Source organism: Kitasatospora xanthocidica (assembly GCF_014656195.1).
GTDB classification, from domain to species: Bacteria; Actinomycetota; Actinomycetes; order Streptomycetales; family Streptomycetaceae; genus Kitasatospora; species Kitasatospora xanthocidica.
Genome location: NZ_BNBY01000054.1, coordinates 1 through 20,382 on the forward strand (window position 1 = coordinate 1; position 20,382 = coordinate 20,382).

The following is a 20,382-nucleotide window of genomic DNA, read 5'->3' on the forward strand; positions in this document are numbered from 1 at the left end:
TTATTCGCGGACGTGTCGGAGAAGCTGGTGGCGGCCTGGCGGCCTGGCGGGCGCGGGCGGCGAAGGAGTACCCCTCGGACCTGCGGGCGGCGGCCGGGCCGGTTCGGTACACGCTGCTGTCGACGCTGTGCCACGTACGGGAGACGGAGATCACCGACTCGCTGGTGGAGTTGTTCATCCAGCTCGTGCAGAAGATCAACACGCGAGCGGAGAAGAAGGTCGAGGGCGAGTTCAACAAGGAGCTCAAGCGGGTCCGTGGCAAGGAGGGCATCCTGCTGCGGCTGGCGGAGGCGGCGGTCGCCGAGCCGGGCGGCACGGTCCGAAAGGTGATCTATCCGGTGGCCGGTGAGTCCACGCTGAAGGCGTTGGCGGCGGAGGCCGCGGCGAACGAGGCGCGTTACCGGGCCCGGGTGCGTACGGTGCTGCGCTCGTCGTACTCCAATCACTGGCGGCGGATGCTCTCGCCGCTGCTGAATGCGCTGGAGTTGAGGTGCAACAACACCGCCTACCGGCCGGTGATGGACGCCATCGACTTGCTCAAGCGGTATCTGGATCAGCCCATCGCCAAGGAGGGGGCGTTCTTCGACGAGGCGGAGAAGATCCCGCTCGCGGGGGTGGTGCGCGAGGAGTGGCGCAAGGCGGTGGTGGATGAGCACGGCCGGGTCGAGCGCATCCCGTACGAGCTGTGCGTACTCGTCTCACTGCGGGACGCGCTGCGGCGGCGGGAGATCTGGGTGCCGGGCGCGAACCGGTGGCGTAACCCGGAGGACGATCTGCCGCCGGACTTCGAGGACAACCGCGATGTGCACTACGACGCGATCCGCCAGCCGCAGGACCCGGAGAAGTTCATCGGGTCCCTTCAGAAGCGGCTGCGCGAGGCCCTGACCCGCTTCGACAACGCGCTGGAGTTGGGCACCACGGGCGGGGTGGACATCGTCAGAAAGCATGGCGAGCCGTGGATCAAGGTCTCGCCGCTGGGCAAGCAGGAGGAGCCGGAGAACCTCGTCGCCCTGAAGGCGGAGATCGAACGCCGCTGGGGCACCATCGACCTGATCGACATCCTCAAGGAGGCCGAGTTCGCCACCGGCTTCACCGGCGAGTTCACCTCGGTCGCCACCAGGGAGGCGGTCCCGAAGGCGGTACTGCGGCGCCGGCTGCTGCTGGTGCTCTTCGCGCTGGGCACCAACATGGGCATCAAGCGGGTCGCGGCCACCGGCAAGCACGGCGAAAGCGAGGCCGTCCTGCGCCGGGTACGGCGCCTGTTCGTCAACCGGACCAACCTACGCGCGGCGCTGGTACGGCTGGTCAACGCCACCTTCGCCGCCCGCGATGCGGCGTGGTGGGGCGACGGCACCGCCTGCGCAAGCGACTCCAAGAAGTTCGGCTCCTGGTCCAGCAACTTCATGACCGAGTGGCACCAGCGGTACCGCGGGCCGGGGGTGATGATCTACGGGCACGTCGAGAAGAAGTCGCTGTGCGTCTACAGCCAGCTCAAATCCTGCTCGGCCTCCGAGGTCGCCGCGATGATCGAGGGCGTCCTGCGGCACTGCACGGACGTGGAGATCGACCGTCAGTACACCGACACGCACGGCGCCTCCATCGTCGGGTTCGCCTTCGCCCACATGCTGGGCTTCAACCTGCTCCCGAGGCTGAAGAACGTCGGCTCAGCGCGGCTGTACCGGCCGGCGGCCGGTCAGGACGAGAAGTGGCCGCACCTGGCGCCGGTGCTGTCGACCAAGACGATCGACTGGGACCTGATCCGCCAGCAGTACGACCAGATCATGAAGTACACCACCGCCCTGCGGCTGGGCACCGCCGAGGCCGAGCAGGTCCTGCGCCGCTTCACCCGCGGCGGGCCCAAGCACCCCACCTACCGCGCGATCGAGGAACTCGGGCGGGCAGTACGTACGGCGTTCATCTGCGACTACCTCGCCGACGCCGACCTGCGCCGCGAGATCAACGACGGCCTCCAGGTCGTGGAGAACTGGAACTCCGCCAACCACGACCTGTTCTACGGCAAGGACGGCGACCTGACCGGCTCCGACAAGGAGTCCCAGGAGGTGTCCATGCTCGCTCTACACCTGCTCCAATCCGCGTTGGTGCACGTCAACACCCTGCTCCTCCAGGACATCCTGAGCGAGGAGAAGTGGCAGAAGCGGCTCACCGACGCCGACCGGCGGGCCCTGTCCCCCCTGTTCTGGACCCACGTGAACCCCTACGGCCGGTTCGAGCTGGACATGAACTCACACCTCGACCTCGCCGCCGCGGCGTCGATGGTGCCCGGCCCCCGAACTCCGCCTGAGACGGGAACCGCCCGATCGGCGGCGGGCGGCTCGGCCAGGTCAGCATCCTGAAAACCGGTACCCCCGACGTCGCCCGGAGGGCTGGATCCGGTGGGGTGCATTGCCACGCCAGCCGGTCGTGCGGGGCGGACTGGGAGAGGCCGGCCGCGCTGTCGGCCACATGGCGGCGAAAGTCCCTTGGCGGGCTGCCCGGCAGCGCGGCACAGATCAGCCGGATGCCGTCAGTGCCGCGCGCGCGGTGGTGAGGATCTCCTCGGAGAGCGGGGTGCCGTTGGTGGCCCGGGCCAGGACGAGTGCGCCGAGCATGGTGCACAGCCGGGTGATGCCGTCCTGGTCCTCAGTGGTGAGCCACTCGGCGAAGTCGCCCACGCCTTCGGTGTAGATCCGGCGGGCTTCCTGGCCTTCGCCCTCGCGCGCCATGTCGGTGACGAGTGCGGCGACAGGACACCCGTCCGCCGGGCTGTCGCGGTGTCCAGGGGATAGGTAGGCGTCGATCAGTGCCCGCTGGGCGGCGCCGCGCTGCCCGCCGTGCTGCTCGAGTCCGTCCATGTGGCGTCGGGTGAGTTCGTTGAAGGCGTGGGCGGTGGCTTCGTCGATGAGTGCCTCTTTGGAGGCGAACTGCTTGTAGAAGCCGCCGTGGGTCAGTCCGGCCGCCTTCATGATGTCGGAAACGCTGGCGTGAGTCCCCTGTTCCCGGAACAGGCGAGACGCGGTTTCCACGACCCGCCGGCGGTTCTCCTCGGCCTGCGCCTGCGATACGCGGCCCATCGGCCACCTCCCGATTGGATGTCGACTGGCATCTATCCTAGACCAGTGCTTAGATTGTGGCTGTAATCTAATTTAGCGCCGCCGGCCGCTCGCCGACGGCCGTAACGCTGGGAGTGGGCATGGAACTGAAGGACGCGGTCGCGGTGGTCACCGGCGCCAACCGGGGGCTCGGACGGCATCTGGCCGCCCAGCTCGTCGAGCGCGGAGCGACGGTGTACGCGGCGGCCCGGCGCCCCGAGACGGTGGACCTGCCGGGGGTCACCCCGCTGCGGCTCGACGTGACGGACGAGGAGTCGATCCGGGCCGCTGCGCGCATCGCGTCCGACGCGACGCTGCTGGTGAACAACGCCGGCATCTCCACCGGAACTCCGCTGATCGCGGGCGGCCCGGACGCGGTGCGCCTGGAGATGGACACGAACTTCTTCGGCCCGCTCGCCGTGACGCGGGCCTTCGCCCCCGTCATCGAGTCCAACGGCGGCGGTGCCGTGCTCAACGTCTTGTCCGTCCTGTCCTGGCTGCACCCGGCCGGCCTCGGAGCCTATGCGGCGGCCAAGGCCGCAGCGTGGGCGCTGACCGGCGCGGCCCGGGAGGAGCTGGCACCCCGCGGCATCGCCGTCTCGGCGCTGCACGTCGGATACATGGACACCGGCATGGCCGCGAGCGTTCCCGCCGACCAGAAGGCCGACCCCGCCGAGGTCGCCGCGCAGGCCCTGGACGGCATCGAGGCGGGACTGCCCGAGATCCTCGCCGACGAGATCACCCGGCAGGTGAAGCAGAGCCTGGCCGCATCGCCGAACGCGGCCTGAGGCGCGCATCGCCCCACCTGCGCTCGATATCCAGCGACGGAAACGGCGCCGGTGGTGGCCGCCGCGGCGGCGGGGGTCCGGGAACGCGAAACAAACATTACAAAGTGTGGCGTACTGGTAAAAGCCCGGCACGCACAGTGGCCACGTCCCATGCGGACGACGGGAAACGGAGACGACGATGAAGGCCTTCATGATCGAGCGGTACGGCGACCAGAACGGCGGTCGCATCGCCGAGACGCCAGACCCGCAGGTGGGCGCCGAGGACGTCCTGGTCCGGGTCCACGCGGCGAGCGTCAACCCGCTGGACTTCAAGATCCGCGACGGCGACTTCAAGGCGATCCTGCCGTACCGTCTCCCCCTCGCTCTGGGCAACGACCTCGCCGGGGTGGTGGTCGAGGTGGGTGCGGACGTCACCCAATTCGCCGCGGGCGACGAGGTCTACGCCCGGCCCGACAAGGACCGCATCGGCACCTTCGCCGAACTCATCGCCGTCCACCAGAACGACCTGGCACCCAAGCCGGCCACCCTCACCATGGAGGAGGCCGCCTCCCTTCCCCTGGTCGCCCTGACATCGTGGCAGGCACTGGTCGAGAGGGCACAGGTCCAGCCGGGGCAGAAGGTCCTGATCCACGCGGGCTCCGGCGGAGTGGGCACCATCGCCCTCCAGCTGGCCAGGCATCTGGGCGCGCACGTGGCCACCACCGCCAGCGCGGCCAACGCCGGCCTGGTCAAGGAGCTCGGCGCGGACGTCGTCGTCGACTACCGGACACAGGACTTCGAGGAGGTCCTGGACGGCTATGACGTCGTCCTGGACACCCTCGGCGGCGAGACCCTGGAGAAGTCCCTGCGGGTCCTCAAGCCCGGTGGGAAGGTCATCAGTATCGCGGGGCCTCCCGACGCGGACTTCGCCCGTGAGCTGGGCGCGAACCTGGTCCTGCGGCAGGCGATGAACGCGCTGAGCTGGAAGACCCGGCGCCACGCCAAGCGCCAGGGCGTCACCTACTCCTTCCTGTTCATGAAGGCCGCCGGCGACCAGCTGCGCGAACTCACCCGGCTCGTCGACGCCGGAGAGATCCGTCCCGTCGTCGACCGCGTCTTCTCCTTCGACCAGACCCGCGAGGCGATGGAGTACGCCGAGAAGGGCCGCGCCAAAGCCGGCAAGGTCGTCGTCACGATGAGGTGAGAGCCCCCACCGCACCACCGGTACGCCTCGGCAACGAGAGGATTCCGCCTCCCGCCACCTCCATCCGCACAGGAGCCGATCATGAACGCGCCGCGCAGTTTCCCCACGCCCGCCCCGTCGTCGTACAAGAAGGCACCGACTCGTTCGGTGTCCGTGCGCGGCGTCGACTTCGTCTACCGGCAGCTCGGTCCGGAAGCAGACGGCGTGCCGCTGATCCTGCTCCACCACCTCGCCGCGGTCCTGGACAACTGGGACCCCCGCGTCATCGACGGACTCGCCGCCCGGCGCCGGGTCGTCACCTTCGACAACCGCGGAGTCGGTGCGTCGGGCGGCTCCACGCCCGACACCATCGAAGCGATGGCCCGCGACGCGGTGCTGTTCATCCGCGCGCTGGGCTTCGAGCAGGTCGACCTGCTCGGCCTGTCGATGGGCGGCTTCATCGCCCAGGTCATGGCGGCTCAGGAACCGCAGCTGGTGCGCAAGGTCATCCTCGCGGGCACAGGCCCCGCCGGAGGCCCCGGCATCGACAAGGTCACCGCACTCACCCTCCAGGACATCCTGAAGGGCTTCCTGACCCGCAAGGACCCCAAGCAGCTCCTCTTCTTCACCGACACCGAGCATGGCCGAAGGGAAGCGCGCGCCTTCCTGGAACGGCTGAAGGAGCGCACAGAAGACCGCGACAAAGCCATCTCGCCGAGGTCGTTGCGCGCCCAGCTGAAGGCCATCCGCCGATGGGGCCTCCAGTCGCCAGCCGACCTGACCCGCATCGGCCAGCCAGTCCTGGTGGCCAACGGCGAGAGCGACCGGATGGTGCCGAGCGAGAACACACTCGACCTGGCCGCGCGGCTACCCCGGGGCGAACTCATCCCCCTCTACCCGGATGCCGGACACGGGGGCATCTTCCAGTACCACGACGAATTCGTCGCACGGGCGCTTGGGTTCCTGGAATCGTAGCCAGACCGGGGCCCGACACCGATCCGCGCGGCCCGTGAGGTTCGCCGATGCGCGGGAGGCGCTGGCAGCGGACCCAACTCGTAACTCACCACACTCCGGTTTCTCACAAACGTTCCTTTGCGCGAGCAAGATCAATCATGGGCCGCCGGACCCCAGCCGAACCCGGATTCGCTCGCAGAACCCGTTCTCACTCAAAAGCGGGACGGACCCCCTTCTGAGACTTGCATTGTGCGAAAATCCGGACCCATGACGGACCCCAGCAGCCCTCCGCGTCCGACCGGTCGGACGCGGACGACGTCGAACAGCACGCCTGTCCGAAGTGTGACGCGCAGCCCGGCTCGCCGTGCCGCTCGCGCGGCGGCGCGGTCGCCTCCGCCTACCACACCCGCCGCTTCACCCAGGTGCCCCGGCTGAAGAAGGCGCTGCGGGTGCCCACCCCGGCCGACCGCCGCCCGGGCCGGCCGTGGCGGCCAGGCACCCCGCCGCCGGCGCCGATCGACCCGGACCTGCCCAGCGCGGACATCCGCATCGGCTACGCCCGCTGCTCGACCCTCGGGCAAGAACTCGACTCCCAGCTCGACGCGCTGAGCAAGCACGGCATCCCGAGGGACCAGATCTTCAGCGAGAAGATCAGCACCCGGGTACGGGTCCGCCCCCGGTTCGAGGAGGCACTGCGGACCGCACGGGAGGTCAAGGCACACGCCCCGCACTGCCGCGTCATCTTGACCGTGTACGAGATGAAGCGGCTCGGCCGCGACGCCGCCGAACTCACCGCCCTCGCAGACCACCTCACCGCCCATGGCCTGGTCCTTGAGATGCTCGCCGGCCCCCTGCCCGGCATCTACGACCCCACCGGCCCCGGCAAGCTGCTGTTCGCATTCTTCGCCGCGATGGCGGAGACCGAGCGTGAGAACATCCGCGAGTCCACACTCGAAGGGCTCGACACCGCGGCCCGCAAGGGCAAGCACGGCGGCCGGCCACCGGTCATCACCGACGACATGCTCCGGCGCCGCGCAGGCGGCGAGTCCGTCGAGCAGATCCAGCCCGACCTGATCATCCCCACCGGCAAGCGCAAGGGACAGAACCCCTCCGTCGCCAGCATCTACCGGGCGCTCGCCGAACACGCCAAGCGCGAGGCGTACCCCGAAGCCGTTGAACAGGCCCACGCCGACATCGCCGCCCTCCAGGCCGGCGAAGTCCCCGGACCCCGCCTCGCTCTCCCTGACCGAGCGTCACTCTGATTACAGAGAGCTACTTGTCACTTCGCCGTAGCTTCGGGAGAACAGGGCCTTCCCGTAGGACGTCAACCCCCTTGGAGGGAAGTCGACTTAGACGCAATCGGACGAACCGCCCACTCCTTCGCAGAACACCCTCTCAGAGCTGCACTCCTCGGCCCTCTGGTGATCACAAACCGGACGCCAGCCGACTACGCCGAAGCCCTGGGGATCGGGCGGCGGGTCACGTCCCCCAATTCGCGATGGACACCGCCAGGTCGTTCCAGCGGAAGCGGCCGAGATCGGGAGTATTGCATCCCTTGGGTTGGAAGAACTCGTCCCCATGCCATTCGAGGAGATCGAAGAGTGATACATCGAATCGGCACTTGCTCAAGGAGGAGATGACGAAAATCCAATCCCCTGTGCCCAGAAAACCTCTGTGCACCTTGCTTAGGTCCGGATATCCCAGCCCTGCCCCCACACACTTCACATCGCCTTGCTCATCGATGTCCTCGAAGAAACACACCTGTGTGGGCAAGGCGTCCGGTGGCTGCGTACAGGTCGCCTCGAGGGCCGCCTCCAGCGCCCCCTTCTCGGCGTCTGTGTACATACGGTGCGCCTCCGACAGCATCGCTTCGCGGTCGGTGAAGGCCCCCAGAGCCAGGGACGAGTTGTGGATCAGACGCGTCATGAACAAGGGCCGCGTCACTTCCGCGTTCATGCGTTCAAGGTCCTCGACCACTTCTCCGTCGAGAACAAGCGGAACGTCCGGGTAGAGCCCGCGCTTGCGGCCGTTGTGTTCAGGGCGAGCGGACAACTCACCGGCCAATCCGTCGGGTATCCGAACGGGCTCCGCGTCCCTCACGTCACGCTCGGGGGACCCCTTGTCCGCACCTGGGAACTGGTGCGACATTCCCACCATCTCCTTGTGGTTGTGCTGGCGTGCCACGGCGACGCCTCCCCAATGCACGGATCAACAGTTGCCGCAGGCAGAGAGATTTCAGGTACTTACGTTCGTCATTCCACGCTAGCCCTTACGTTCCCAGGTCGCCCGCCCGGCCGACGCCGATCTGGCCGGCCCGTGGCCGGCCTGCGCGAAACACCTGGCCCACCAACTGGCCGAGGCCCGCGGTTGGGGACGCGACATCCGCTTCGCCGTCAACCGGGGCCTGGCCTTCGTGCTCACCGGCTACGTCGAAGGCGACGTCGTCCGCCACACGGAGATCTTCGTTCCCTCGAGAGCCCTCGACCTGAGCGTCGGCCACATCGTCACCGTCCTGGAGGAGATGGGCATCTTCGAGGACGACAGCGAACCCTCCTTCGAACGGTGGCTCGGGCTCCGGCACTCCGCGCCTCCGGGCCAGGGATGCGATTCCTCCCGGGCGTAAACGCCCGGGGCTCCTCGCAAAATACTGCTGAACGTCTGGCATGCCAGAGGCAGCGAAACGGTCCGGCACCTGAGGGTGCCGGACCGTCGTCGTGGGGCTCGCATCAGACCCCGGCGCTCTCCTGCTGGAGCCGCTCCTGGTCCTCCTGGCTGGGCGGAAAGAGGTCCTTCAGGTCGTTGTAGTAGCGCTCGACGCTGCGCAGGCTCACCGGCTGATCGCCCTTGCCCCGTGCCCGGAGGTTGTAGGGGTGGCGGAAGAGGTGGCGACGGAGTTCTTCCGGCCCGGGGTGACGCCCGTACTCGGCGACCCAGGCGGCGAAGCCGATGGCCCACTCCAAGGGGATGTTCCTGGCGAGCACCTGGTCCGCCAGCGCGGGGGCGATGGACGGCAGGTCGTTCTCGTCCGGGTCGGCAGAGGGCGCGGCCCCTTCGCTGCGGGTGGTCTCCGCGAGGTCCGCGAAGCGCTCCCGCACCGGCTCCTCGGGCTGTCCCGCACCCGCAAGCGCTGTGCGGGAATCCAGGGCGTCCGGCGGCTCATACGCGCCCGTCAGGTCCGGCTCCGGCTCGACCCGCACCGCGTGCAGCGGCGCCGAGGCCGTCTCTGCGAAGCTCCCCGTAGGGGCGCTGACCTGCGAGGGCTCAGGAAACGCCTGCTCAGGAACCGGGCCCTGCGGAACACGGTGACCTGCACTCGCAAAGGCCTCCGCGCCCGGCCCCGCAGGGGCGAAGGCCTGTCCGGCCGACCCCCGCAAAGCGGTCGGCCGGCCGGACACCGGGGCCGCAACGCCCTCGTGCGGCGCCTGCATCGGCCCCGTCCATTCTCCGGCGGGGACGGACGCTATCTCTCCGTCCGCTGGGGCCAGCTCCTTGCGCGGACCGGCGACGGTCGGCAGGCGAGCCGAGCCCTCCGGAGCCTGAGCCCGCTGCTCCGGCTGGCGGTGGGCGGCTGTCGCGCGGGCGGCGAAGATCCGGTCCAGCGGGCGGGTCGCGACGCCGGCAGCCGCGAGGCCGTCTTCGTAGGTCACCTCGATCGGCACGCCGAGTTCCGCCAGCTTCAGCGGCAGGTGCGCTGCGGCGGGCAGCTTCTCCTTCGGGCCGATCGGGGCGTCCTTCAGCAGGGTCAGGTAGGCGAGCCGGGCCTGCTCCAGCCGGACCGCATCGTCCACACTCCGGATCTCCCACAGCTGCATCCGCCGCCACATCGCCCAGGTCTGCCGGGGAGCGAGGAACCAGCGCATCAGCCGGATCTTCTCGATGGTCCTGTTGGAGCCGAGTCGAGCGAGGCGGGAGATCGCGTGTCTCGCCGCTTCGCTGATGATGATGAACAGCACCGGGATCACGGCATGCATCCCGGCCCCCAGGGGGTCGGGCCAGGAAGCCGCGGCGTTGAACGCGATGGTCGCCACCGTGAGGCCCCATGCTGTGGGGCGCAGCAGGGGGAAGGGGATGCGCAGCCAGGTGAGGACGAGGTCCAGGGCGAGGAGGACGAGGATGCCGGCGTCCACGCCGATCGGGAAGGCGTAGGCGAACCTGCCCATCCCCACGTCGGAGGCCACCTGGCGAACCGCCATGTACGAGCCGGCCAGGCCGATCAAGGCAACAACCGTGGCGCCCAGCGCGACGAGCGAAATCAATGCCCAGTGGACCTTGGTCAGGACCGGTCGTGTCACGGCACTCCTCTTTCGCTGTGGTGCTCAGGGAGCGAGTTTTTCACGTGGGTCGGACGCCGCGCGCGGGACCTGCCTGGTCAGTGGACGTGATGGCCCTCAGGGCGCGCCCTTTTCGATACTCGCTGACACCGTACGGATGCGGAGTGCTTACCTGATCTCCAATGTCTGCCCGCTCAGGCCCCGCCGGGTCTGAACGTCGAGGACCTGTTCCCCGCCGACAAGCGCGGCAAGGTCACCGCCAAGGGCGGCGCGACCGAGTGGATCCGCTGGCAGTCCGGAACGGCCCAGCTGTTGCCCCGCCTGATCGCCGGCCGCCCCAAGGCCCGCTGTTCCTCACCGAGCGCCGCGCGCCCGCCGGCACCCCGACCCTCAGCATCTGCCCGGCCATGGGCCGTGCCCGCCTGTCCTACCGGCGGGCGGAGGAGATCTTCGAGAAGGCCACCCGGCTGCTGGCAAACCCGCTCGCCTGCCCCGAGCAGTGGGAAGACCTGCAGGACTGGACGCTGCACCGCTGGCGCCATTCGAGCCTCACGCACGACGCGGAGAACGGCACGTCCACGCCGATGCCGCTGGCTCGGTCCCGGCACGCCTCCGTCCGCTCGCTGGAGCGGTACGCCCGCCCCAGCGTCGACGCGGTCGCCCGGCACATCGCCGCCCAGGACCCGGCCGCCCGCCGACGCCAACCTCGGTTCAGCTCAGCTCGAGATCGTCTCAAGGCGGCTCTTGGGCTCACCTTGGCTGGACCCCTCAATCCGCACGGCGCCGCGCCTTGGTCAGTTACCGGGCTTCACCCGCAGGGGGGCCAGGGAGCCCAGCACGCGCTTCGCCAGGGCATCCGGCAGCGGGCCGTACATGAGGTTCTCGCCGACCGCCTGGCCCGGCGCGCTCAGCCCGTAGGCCAGGAAGTTCGTCAGGACGGCGGTGCCGGCGAAGGCGCGGTCGGCCCCGGCGTGGTCACAGAAGCCGACGTAGCCGACGTCGACGATGGGGTAGCTGCCCGAGGCGGGCTTCGCGTAGTCGATCGTGACCGTCAGGTTGGTGCCCGAGCCCTGCACCGAGCCCCCGGCGGCCATCAAGCTGGCGGAGTGGGGGGTGAGCTCCACCGACTCGGAGCCGCCGGACTTCACCTTGGCCTTCTGGAGGGCGCCGGTGTCCGGGAGCGGCATGAAGGACATCGACCACTGGCTCCCGGCGACGTAGGCGGGGAGGTCGGACGCGTTCGTGCCGGACCCGGGCCGCGACTTGTCGGGCCACGCCCGGCCCGGCTGGTACGGGAAGTCGCCGGGCGCCGCCTTGGCGAGGTACTGGGTGAAGATGGCGGTGGACGCCGACTCGTTGCTCGGGATCCGCACGTCGATCGGCGAGTCCGGCAGGTTCCAGATCGGGTTGAGCGCCTTGATCACCGGGTCGTTCCACTTGGTGATCTTGCCGGTGAAGATCTTGGCGAGCGTCGGGGCGTCGAACTCCAGCCCCTTCAGCCCGGGCGCGTTGTAGACCACGGCGATCGGCAGCACGGTGACCGGGATCTGGGAGGCGTACCCGCTGGGGCAGTGGCGGCCGACGACGGCCCGCTGATCGGCCGTCATCGGGGAGTCCAGGGAGACGCCGTCGGACTTGAAGGTCGCGTACTGGTCCATCACGGCGCCGCTCGCGGGGCCGTTGAAGGTGATCCCGACGCCCGGGCACTCCTTGGCGTAATCCGCCTGCCACTGCTTGACGAGGGCCACCTGCAGCCCGTCCGCGCCGACCGCCTGCTTGCCGTCGGGGCCGCAGGCGGTGGCGGTCGTCGCCGTCACCGAGGAGGACGGGCCGGGCTTCGGGCCATGGGACGGCGGCTCGTCCGGGGCGTGGTCCCGCCAGACGAGGAAGCCCAGGGTGCCCGCCGTGGCGACGACCACCGCGGACAGGGCCGAGCCGATCAGCACGCCCTTGCGCCGCCGCGGGCCCGCGGCGGCGTCGGCGAGGGACGGGCGGGTGGAGGGAGCCGTCATGTACGAGGGGACGGCCGGCGGTACGGGGCCCGCCGACGTCGCGGTTCCGGCGGGCGGGGTGGCCGGCGTCGCGGTCACGGGAGCCGGAGGAGCCGCGGTCACGGGAACCGGAGGAGCCACCGCCGCGAGCGGAGCCGCCGGGGCGGTCGGCGTCGGCGCCAGCGGACTCGGAGTCACCGGACCCGGCGCCACGGGAGCCGCGGCCGTTGGCGTCGGAGGCACCGGACCCGCAGCCGCGGCCGCCGGCGCCACCAGCCCCGTCCGAAACTGAACCGTCCGCTCCCGCTCACCCCGCGCGGCAAGACCCAACAACAGCTCCACCGTCGGCCGTTGCTCCGGATCCTTCGCCAGGCACGCGACGACCAGCGGACGCAGCTCCGCCGCGAGCCCGGTCAGGTCCGGCTCCTCGTACACCACCCGGAACCCCACCGCATGCGAGGAGTCCGCGCCGAACGGCCCGCGCCCGGTGGCCGCGAAGGCGAGCACCGAGCCCAGCGCGAACACGTCCGTGGCCGCCGTCGCCGTACCGCTGCGGAACTGCTCGGGCGCCATGAACGGCGGGGTGCCGACGGCCACTCCGGTGCTGGTCAGCTGGGTCTCGCCGTCCGCCTTGGCGATGCCGAAGTCGATGACGCGCGGGCCGTCCTCGGCGAGCAGCACGTTGCCGGGCTTGAGGTCGCGGTGCACCAGCCCGACCCGGTGGATCTCCCGCAGCGCCTCGGCCAGCCCGGCGGCCAGCCTGCGCACCTCGGGCGGGGTCAACGGGCCCTGGCCGGCGACCCGTTCTCCCAGCGAGGGACCGGCGATGAAGAGCGTCGCCAGCCAGGGCGCCGGCGCGTCGGCGTCCGCGTCGAGCACGGGCGCGGTGAACGCCCCGCTGACCTTGCGCGCGGCCGTGACCTCCTGCCGGAACCGGGCCCGGAACTCGGCGTCCGCGGCCAGCTCGGGCCGGATCACCTTCACCGCGACCTGGCGCCCGGACAGCGACCGGGCGCGGTACACCACGCCCATCCCGCCCGCGCCGAGCCTGCCCTCCAGGAGGTACCCGCCGATCTCTCGCGGATCGTTCTCCAGCAAGGTCACGTCCCGACCCCTCCCCCAGGCATGTGCGGCCACCCGGCCGACCGACCCAGCCTAGTGGGACACCCGTTCACGAACCGACGGCAGCCCCCAGAGAACCCGCAGGTCCGTCCGCTGCTCGACCGTGTCGAGGCCGGACCGAGCCCGCCACCTCACCAAGAGCCCCACCAGGCGGATCACAAGGCGTTGCATTCATCACCCTGAGCTACATGTCACTTCGCCGTAGCCGTGCGAGCGCGAGACCGTCGAAGCCGTGAGGGTCAGCGGGGTGTGCCGGCCGGCCGCTACACCCATGGCCGGAACGTCGGCAGCGCCGTCGACGGGCCCACCGGCTCCCCGCCCCCCGCGCATACAGTTTCCCCGTGACCAGGTCCGACCCGTACGACGTCCTCGCCCAGTGGCTCGCCGCCGGCCTCGGCAAGCACGGCCGCGCCCTGCAGGGCACCACGCCCGTCCGCTACGAGGCCGACCTTCGCGAATGGCTGCACTTCACCGAGGAGACCACCGGCATCGGCGCCTGGAACGCCGACGCCTCGACGGCCTCCACCTGGGCCTACGCCCCCGCCCTGCGCCGCCCCAACCCCGAGCGCCCCTCGCGCCGCCCGCTGGCGCCGCGCGTCTCCCTGCACAACCCCGCCCGGCGCCTGGCCGCCCTCGCCGCGTTCTACGCCTACGCCGCCGGCGCCGGCCACATCCCCGAACCCCCGTTCAACGCCGCCGCGCTACGCCCCGCCCCCACCGCCCTGCCCCGCACCGCGCCGCTCACCCTCGAGCAGGCCGCCGGAATGCTGTACGCGGCCGACGACCTCCTGCCCAGCCGCCACCGCCGCGGCCCCTACGACACCGCCCCGCACCGCGACCGCCTCCTCGTGCACCTCCTCCTGGACGGACTACGCCCCCGCCAGGCCGTCGGCATCGACCTGGAGGGCCTGCACGAGGAGGACCCGCACCGCCGCGTCCGCACCCTCGCCTGCCCCGCCCCCAAAGGCGACGGCGCCATCACCCACCAGCCCTCCCGCGAGGTCTGGCAGGCCATCGCCGACTACCTGCCGCACCGCGTCGACGGCCGCGACCCCGACACCGGCCGCCGACCGCTGCTGACCAGCCGCAACGGCCGGCGCCTGGACTCCAACACCATGCCCGGACGCATCGTCAAGGCCGTCGCGGCGAGGGTCCCGGAGCTCGTCTTCGAACCGAACACCGTCACCCCCGACCGCCTCGCCATGGCCCCCGCCGTCCTCCTCGACCACCCGCTCCCCGCACCCGCCCCCGACGGCTGGGCCCCGCCGGATGCCCCGCCCCTCGAACGCCTGCGCCTCGACCTGCGCCACGCCCTCGACGCCGCCCCGCTCTGCCCGCCGCTCTCCGGCGGCTGCCCGGCCGACTGCGAGCGCTGCGCCGTCCGCCGACGGCTCTGGGCCCAGTGGGAGCAGCGCTGGAACACCTCCGACCCGGCCTACCTCTCCTGGCCCCTGCCCCCCTACGACCACCGCCAGCGCCCCGCCGAACGCCTCCTCGCCTACCACCACGGCCGCTGCGCCGTCTGCGGCTCCCCGCCCGAGACCGGCCGCCCCGCCCACACCGAGGACCACGACCCCCACACGGGCCTCACCCGCGGCCTGCTCTGCCACCGCTGCCGTCCCCAGGCCGACCAGGGCGCGGCACCGTTCTGGGTCCGCTACCACGAGCGGCCGCCAGCCGCCGTCCTCGGCCTCGAACTGCGCTACCCGGCGCTGCGCGGGGAGCAGCGGGGCTGAACCAGGGCGGCCGGCGCGCCGAGGCTCACACGGACGACGACGGAGCGGCGAAGCAGCGGCTGGCTTCTCCCGCACCCGGAACCTCCACACGGCGCTGCCTGACGGAGGCCGACGCACCGGGTAACGACCTCTGTAGGACGGGCAGCATGCTGGAGCCGCCGACCGCCGTGGGCCGGGCAGCACCCCCGCTCGCCAACCCGGACCGCCCCCGGATGCCAGGCCGTGCCAGTACAGCCAGGATCTCGCCGCGCCGTCATCTGTCCAGGACCTCCCGCCAGACGTTGCCGCCTTCGGCCCATGTCCAGAACCACTTCCGCAGCGACTCCGCCGCATAGGAGAGTCCGTCGTGAGGATCCTCGCCCCATTCGGGAACCCAGCTGCCAGAGTCGTAGAGCAGCACTGGGTTGTCGACCGCGAGCAACGAGACGTGCCAGTACATCGAGCAGCCGCCTGCCGTCAGCTCGAACCACGACTCCGGTACCCCCTCTGCTCGGTTGCGTTCGCGAGCACGTGCTGCGGACGGCCAGTCGTGCAGATGGCCCGGTGCCCGTTTCCCGTCACACAGAGAGACGAGCCCACAGTCAGGCCCAAAGCCCCCGTCCGCGACCTCGGTGTAGACACGGCGGAGCAACTCGGGCAGCCGAAGCCCCAACCTGCGCTCGACCTCCTCAACCTGCGCCACGGTGACCGGAGCAAAGAGCGGCCCGCGCGGGGCGTCCGCGAAATAGGCGGCCACCACCTCGGTCGATGATTCGAACACAATCGTCCCGTCGCTGCAGGAGCCGCGTCGACCGTCCTGTGACCGGTCCAGCCAGTCCGCGCCGTAAGTGCTCTGCTATCCACGCGGCTGGGACATAAGCCTCATCGAAGCGCCGGCCTGGGTCCCACGCACGTGCTCGCAGCTTCTCGATCAGCACGTCGTCGTTCGCCGCCTCGCCATCAGGTCCAGGGCGCCACCTGGGGTGCAGCGGTGTGGAGACATCATGCGAAGCAGCGGTCATGCACCGGGAGCATAGCCATGGGGCGACGGTATGTGCGCGGACGAGTTGTCACTACACTCCGGCTACGGGCGGGTGGCGCCGTAGTAGTCCCCGGCCGGCATCGCGTCGATCCCGGCGATCTTGACGTGGTCGCCCGTACGGGGAGCCTCCAGGATCTTCCCGTCACCGGCGTAGAGCGCGACATGGTAGATACCGGTGGAGTTGTTCCAGAACAGCAGGTCGCCGACCTGGAGGTCGGCCTTGGCCACAGGGCGGCCAGACGTGGCGTGGTACTGGTCGGCCGCGGTGCCCGCTGTCACCCACCCCCTTGACCAGACACATAGGGGGACCCGCAGGGCGGACGGAGGCTCTACGGTGAGGCCATGAAGCTCGTCGACCTCAAAGGCCTGATGGCGCGCCGTCGGGCCGAACCCGGCCCCTCGGCTAATTCTGCGCCGATCCCATGATCGCCCCGCTCCGATGGCCGGAGGACGTCGTCGAGCAGTGACTCTACGATCCCGGCGAACGGGTCCTTCCAGCGCGACTACGGGCACATCGACCCGCAGGGCGCTGCGGATCTCGCCGCGGGTCTGGGCCGGGAACCTCGCGTGCATGTGCTCCTCCCACAGTCGTGAGAGGAGGTCCAGTTGCGGTTCGTGCACGTTCGAAATCATGCACCAGACGCCAGTCAGCCGAGCCGTTTGAGGGTGTACTGGAGCTCACCGGCCCCATCGAATCCGCCGCGCACTGGCAGGGACTCATCGACGGGGCCTGCTCCACGGCTCGATCCACCGCCAGACCATGGTCGCCACCCTGCGCATCGACCACTGCCCCGCCCCGTGGATGCTCACCGGGCCCGCGCTGGCCACCGCCTACAACCTCGCCTACCCCTGCGCCCTCGCCCGGCTCGGAGTGCCGGCCAGCGCCCTGACCGGACCGCAAGCCTGGGAGGACTGGCTCCTGGCCCGGCCGCAGTGCCGACACCACGCCCCGGCGACACGGCAGGTCCGGAACGCGACGGCGGCCTGGTGGCGAAGCTGCGCGGCCTGCCACTCTGGCCCGCCCGCCGTCGCGGTGGACGGACACACGACGGGACCTGACCGAGCGGGCCAGCGCGGGACAGTGCCGTGACAGCATCACGGCATGCGGCGGGCGAACAACGATGAGACGTACGTGATGGACCTCTGCGATGAGGTCCTCCAGGAGACAGGCAAACGCCAGTACCGCTTCGACTGGCTCCGGGGCGACCCAGGCCGCAACGGCCGACCGGGACGGCGGCTGCCGGTCGACGCGTACTGGCCTGAGCACGGCCTGATCGTCGAGTACCGCGAGCTGCAGCACGACAAGCCTGTGCCGTTCTTCGACAGGCCGGACCGGCTCACCGTCAGCGGCGTCCACCGGGGCGAACAACGACGGATCTACGACCGGCGCCGCGACGTCCAGATCCCGGCGAACGGGTTACGCCTGATCGTCCTCCGTCCCGCCGACCTCCAAGCGAACGGCAGAGGACGGCTGCGCAGGCATCGCGAGGCCGACCTCGCTGCCATCCGGCACGCGCTGCTGGAACCGTGACGGCAACGACCTGAGGCGCCGCTTTCTCGATGAGTTGAGGCTCACGGTCGGTGATCTGCGCAGCCTCAGCGGTACCCACCAGTCTGCCGGTCGGCGATTGACATGATGAGCGGCGGCAAGTCTCAGGTGTCTCTTGAGGAGCGACTATGGCGTTCAAGACCGAAGCCGATTGCGAAGTCGCCGAACGGGACGAGTGGTCCTACACGCCGGCTGTCGGCGTCGGACCGCTCCGGTTCGGTATGACCGTCGACGAAGTGGTCGAGGCAACCGAGATCCTCGGCCAGACGAAGGTCAGCGATTGTGCACGGGACCACGCGCTCTTCTCGCCGGCTTGGAAGGTCGAGGTCCACCGTCGCGGAGCGGCCCCTTCACCGCCCGCCGTCACGGCCTACGTGAGCCAGGCCGCGGGACTGTTCTGCATCGCTGCCGACGCCGTGCACGGTCCCCAGGTCGCGTACGACGGTATCCCGCTGGTCGGGCGGGATCTGTCGGACTTGGAGAACGACATGATCGAGTACGCCGAGACAATGGACGTGCACTTCCGCTACACGCCCGAGGGCTACGCAGGACCGGATGAGTCCGGGGTCGTGATGCGTGGTCAGCTGGTCGGGCAGGCACTCCGATCGCGTCCGCTGTTCATGGTGACGCGTGACGGCGCGCATACCGAATGGGACTCGCTGCCCTCCGCGGAGTACCGCGTCAACGGCCAGTCCACGGCCTGACGGGGTGTGGCTCCGCCCCGTTCACACCGGCAGGGTCATAGCCACTTTCGGAGCGCGCCGTCATCGCCAGTGCTCACCAGCGGCGTACCGGCTCCGGGTGGCCCCGATGCCTTCACGGCCACCAGATCCCCGGGGCGCAGCGGGGCGGCCGGGACTTCGACGGCAGCCTGGCGTTCCGGCACCAGGTAGGTGGTGCTGCCGCCCTCGCGGGCGCCGGCCGTGCCGCGGTCCACCTGCGGCCCCGTGCCGCCCGCACCGGGAGCTGCGCCCACCCCGCTGGCACACTCACCACTGAACCGGCCACCGTCGTCCTTCCGGTCCCCGGACAGCTGCTGCCGGAGCTCGACCGGCTGTGGATCATCCACGCCGAGGGCTTCCGGCTCGCCCTCTGCCAGCGACATGTGCCTGTCCTGCTCACGGCGTGTCCCCCTGGCCCCGGCGCTGCGTCGTCGTAACCGCCGACGGCTTCCTGAAGTTTGGCCGAGCGACCACCCACGAAAGCGAGACTGCCCGTGACCGTCCTCTGGATCAACGGCCCCTTCGGCGGCGGCAAGACGACGCAGGCCACCAACCTCCTGCGGGAGCTGCCCGGCTCGGTCGTGTTCGACCCCGAGAAGGTCGGCTGCATCCTGCGTGAGACCTTTCCCGGCAAGCGCCGGGACTTCCAGGACTTCCCGGCCTGGCGCCCGCTCGTCGCCGAGTGCGTCATCCGTGTCCACGAGGAGAACGAGGGCCGTCCGGTCGTGGTCCCGATGACCCTCCTGAACCGCGAGTACGCGTCCGAGATCCACGACCGCATCCGCTCAGCCGGCGCCCCGCTGGTGCACCTCCTGCTCCACGCCGAGCCCGGCGCCATCAGCACTCGCGTCGAGGGCAGCATGGAGTACCCGGGCGACGAGGAGCGCAGCGAGAAGGTCCGGGTCTTCCGCCGCAAGAAGGCGCCGGTCTACGCCGAGGCCCACCAGCAGTGGCTCGGCGCCCAGGCCGAGGTCATCGACACCACGCACCTCGCCCCCGCACAGGTCACCGAGCAAGCCCTCAAGATCATCGGCGAACTGCGAGCCCCACCCCAGCGGCAGTGGCCGCCTCCACGAGGCCTGGCCGCTCACCGCCCTGCCGAGGCTCGGCCCGGACCGCGCCGCCCGCCAGAACGACACCGTCCGCCCGCAGCACCCCACCCACGCAGTCAAGACGCCCGAGCAGCCAGAGCACGGACGTCGTGCATCCTCCGGCGGCCTCCGGCTTTGGTCATCATGAGCGCCCGGCTCAGTGCGACCAGTAGGTGTCCTCGGTGTCCGGAGTCAGGCGCGAGAGCGGTCGGGCGAAGTCCGGAGCGTACGCGACGTCAGCGCCGCTGACGGACATGGTGAGGGTGACCGTCCCATCCGGTTCCGGGGAGAGCGCGACCCAAACGGCGATTCCCTCCGAGGTCGCAGCGCTGAGGTAGTCCGGGCCCTCGTCCGGGCTGCTCAGGGTCCAGGTCGGCGGCTTCTGCTGGTAGCCGCGCAGGCGCCAGGCAGCCTCGATTCGGTCCTTGAGCTCCTGCCGATGGGACGCGCTGATCCTGGTACGGGCGGTGAACCGCCGGTCGACGGTGGACAGCTTGCTCGGTGTGCCGTCCGGGCGCGGCTCGTACCGGCTGACGGTACAGCCCCTGTCGCTCAGCACCAGGCCGGGGTTCAGGCTCCCCAGTGTGTCCTGGACGGTCCGGTCGCTGAGTGCCTGGAACTGCTCCGGGGTGTGGCGGACGGTCTCGGGCCCGGGCTTGGACGAGTAGTCGACGGATCCGATGGCCCACCACGCACCGATCTGGAGAGCGAACATCACCCCGACCAGGCCGGCGAGACCCACCACGGCCCCGAGACAGCCCTTCGCCAGCCCCTTGTCGAACACATCGCCTCCCCAGTCCTGCTCCGTCCCGTCACCGTAGGCACGGGACCCGCAGGGGCGCTTGAGTACGCGTACTCAACCGTCGTGGGCGCGCCGCGCCGCGCC

19 protein-coding genes are annotated in these 20,382 nt (G+C 70.4%); 11 read left to right on the top strand and 8 right to left on the bottom strand.

The window, feature by feature from the left end:
• A partial coding sequence (locus tag IE332_RS39695) for a Tn3 family transposase (RefSeq protein ID WP_189926590.1) occupies positions 1-2,354 on the top strand: 2,354 nt, incomplete at its 5' end.
• Between the two features lie 156 nt (positions 2,355-2,510).
• Here the strand turns inward: IE332_RS39695 and IE332_RS39700 are convergent.
• The gene (locus tag IE332_RS39700) at positions 2,511-3,071 is read right to left on the bottom strand and encodes a TetR/AcrR family transcriptional regulator (protein ID WP_189926592.1); all 561 of its coding nucleotides are present in this window, start codon (positions 3,069-3,071) and stop codon (positions 2,511-2,513) included.
• Between the two features lie 119 nt (positions 3,072-3,190).
• Here IE332_RS39700 and IE332_RS39705 point away from each other — a divergent pair, with 119 nt between their 5' ends.
• From IE332_RS39705 to IE332_RS39720, 4 genes are all read left to right on the top strand, one after another.
• Entirely contained in the window at positions 3,191-3,877 is a 687-nt protein-coding gene (locus tag IE332_RS39705) for an SDR family oxidoreductase (RefSeq protein ID WP_189926594.1), read from the top strand.
• 178 nt (positions 3,878-4,055) lie between these two features.
• On the top strand, positions 4,056-5,060 hold the full coding sequence (locus tag IE332_RS39710; protein WP_189926596.1) for an NADP-dependent oxidoreductase: 1,005 nt from the start codon (positions 4,056-4,058) through the stop codon (positions 5,058-5,060).
• Positions 5,061-5,141: 81 nt separating this feature from the next.
• Positions 5,142-6,014 (top strand): alpha/beta fold hydrolase, encoded by an 873-nt coding sequence (locus tag IE332_RS39715; protein ID WP_189926598.1) that lies wholly within the window; start codon positions 5,142-5,144, stop codon positions 6,012-6,014.
• Positions 6,015-6,235: 221 nt separating this feature from the next.
• On the top strand, positions 6,236-7,255 hold the full coding sequence (locus IE332_RS39720) for a recombinase family protein (protein ID WP_229929304.1): 1,020 nt from the start codon (positions 6,236-6,238) through the stop codon (positions 7,253-7,255).
• A gap of 217 nt (positions 7,256-7,472) precedes the next feature.
• Here the strand turns inward: IE332_RS39720 and IE332_RS39725 are convergent, their stop codons facing one another.
• On the bottom strand, positions 7,473-8,177 hold the full coding sequence (locus tag IE332_RS39725; protein ID WP_189926600.1) for a hypothetical protein: 705 nt from the start codon (positions 8,175-8,177) through the stop codon (positions 7,473-7,475).
• A 229-nt stretch (positions 8,178-8,406) separates the two neighbouring features.
• On the opposite strand from IE332_RS39725, the gene IE332_RS41665 reads away from it, so the two are divergent.
• Entirely contained in the window at positions 8,407-8,616 is a 210-nt protein-coding gene (locus IE332_RS41665) for a hypothetical protein (protein ID WP_229929305.1), read from the top strand.
• A gap of 103 nt (positions 8,617-8,719) precedes the next feature.
• Here the strand turns inward: IE332_RS41665 and IE332_RS39735 are convergent, their stop codons facing one another.
• Positions 8,720-10,285 (bottom strand): DUF2637 domain-containing protein, encoded by a 1,566-nt coding sequence (locus tag IE332_RS39735; protein WP_189926602.1) that lies wholly within the window; start codon positions 10,283-10,285, stop codon positions 8,720-8,722.
• 773 nt (positions 10,286-11,058) lie between these two features.
• Complete coding sequence (locus IE332_RS39740) at positions 11,059-13,359, bottom strand: serine/threonine-protein kinase (protein ID WP_189926604.1); 2,301 nt, start codon at positions 13,357-13,359, stop codon at positions 11,059-11,061.
• 359 nt (positions 13,360-13,718) lie between these two features.
• On the opposite strand from IE332_RS39740, the gene IE332_RS42145 reads away from it, so the two are divergent.
• The gene (locus IE332_RS42145; RefSeq protein WP_189926606.1) at positions 13,719-15,113 is read left to right on the top strand and encodes an endonuclease domain-containing protein; all 1,395 of its coding nucleotides are present in this window, start codon (positions 13,719-13,721) and stop codon (positions 15,111-15,113) included.
• 253 nt (positions 15,114-15,366) lie between these two features.
• Here the strand turns inward: IE332_RS42145 and IE332_RS39750 are convergent, their stop codons facing one another.
• Entirely contained in the window at positions 15,367-15,873 is a 507-nt protein-coding gene (locus IE332_RS39750) for an SMI1/KNR4 family protein (protein WP_189926609.1), read from the bottom strand.
• Between the two features lie 303 nt (positions 15,874-16,176).
• Positions 16,177-16,413, bottom strand: coding sequence for a C40 family peptidase (locus IE332_RS41680; protein WP_229929306.1), 237 nt, complete (start codon positions 16,411-16,413; stop codon positions 16,177-16,179).
• A 481-nt stretch (positions 16,414-16,894) separates the two neighbouring features.
• Here IE332_RS41680 and IE332_RS39760 point away from each other — a divergent pair, with 481 nt between their 5' ends.
• From IE332_RS39760 to IE332_RS39770, 3 genes are all read left to right on the top strand, one after another.
• Positions 16,895-17,224 carry a hypothetical protein gene (locus tag IE332_RS39760; RefSeq protein WP_189926613.1) on the top strand — a complete coding sequence of 110 codons (330 nt, stop codon included), beginning with the start codon at positions 16,895-16,897 and terminating at the stop codon, positions 17,222-17,224.
• A 12-nt stretch (positions 17,225-17,236) separates the two neighbouring features.
• Positions 17,237-17,665, top strand: coding sequence for a hypothetical protein (locus IE332_RS39765; protein WP_189926615.1), 429 nt, complete (start codon positions 17,237-17,239; stop codon positions 17,663-17,665).
• Positions 17,666-17,811: 146 nt separating this feature from the next.
• Positions 17,812-18,387 (top strand): hypothetical protein, encoded by a 576-nt coding sequence (locus IE332_RS39770; protein ID WP_189926617.1) that lies wholly within the window; start codon positions 17,812-17,814, stop codon positions 18,385-18,387.
• A gap of 35 nt (positions 18,388-18,422) precedes the next feature.
• Here IE332_RS39770 and IE332_RS39775 read toward each other — a convergent pair whose 3' ends face one another.
• Positions 18,423-18,788, bottom strand: coding sequence for a hypothetical protein (locus IE332_RS39775; RefSeq protein WP_189926619.1), 366 nt, complete (start codon positions 18,786-18,788; stop codon positions 18,423-18,425).
• Between the two features lie 111 nt (positions 18,789-18,899).
• Between IE332_RS39775 and IE332_RS39780 the strand changes: the two genes are divergently transcribed.
• Positions 18,900-19,745: a P-loop nucleotide/nucleoside kinase family protein gene (locus IE332_RS39780; protein ID WP_189926621.1), complete on the top strand. Its 846-nt coding sequence runs from the start codon at positions 18,900-18,902 to the stop codon at positions 19,743-19,745.
• Here IE332_RS39780 and IE332_RS39785 read toward each other — a convergent pair.
• Entirely contained in the window at positions 19,654-20,280 is a 627-nt protein-coding gene (locus IE332_RS39785; RefSeq protein ID WP_189926623.1) for a hypothetical protein, read from the bottom strand. The two genes, IE332_RS39780 and IE332_RS39785, sit on opposite strands and share 92 nt — an antisense overlap.
• Positions 20,281-20,382 lie beyond the last annotated feature (102 nt).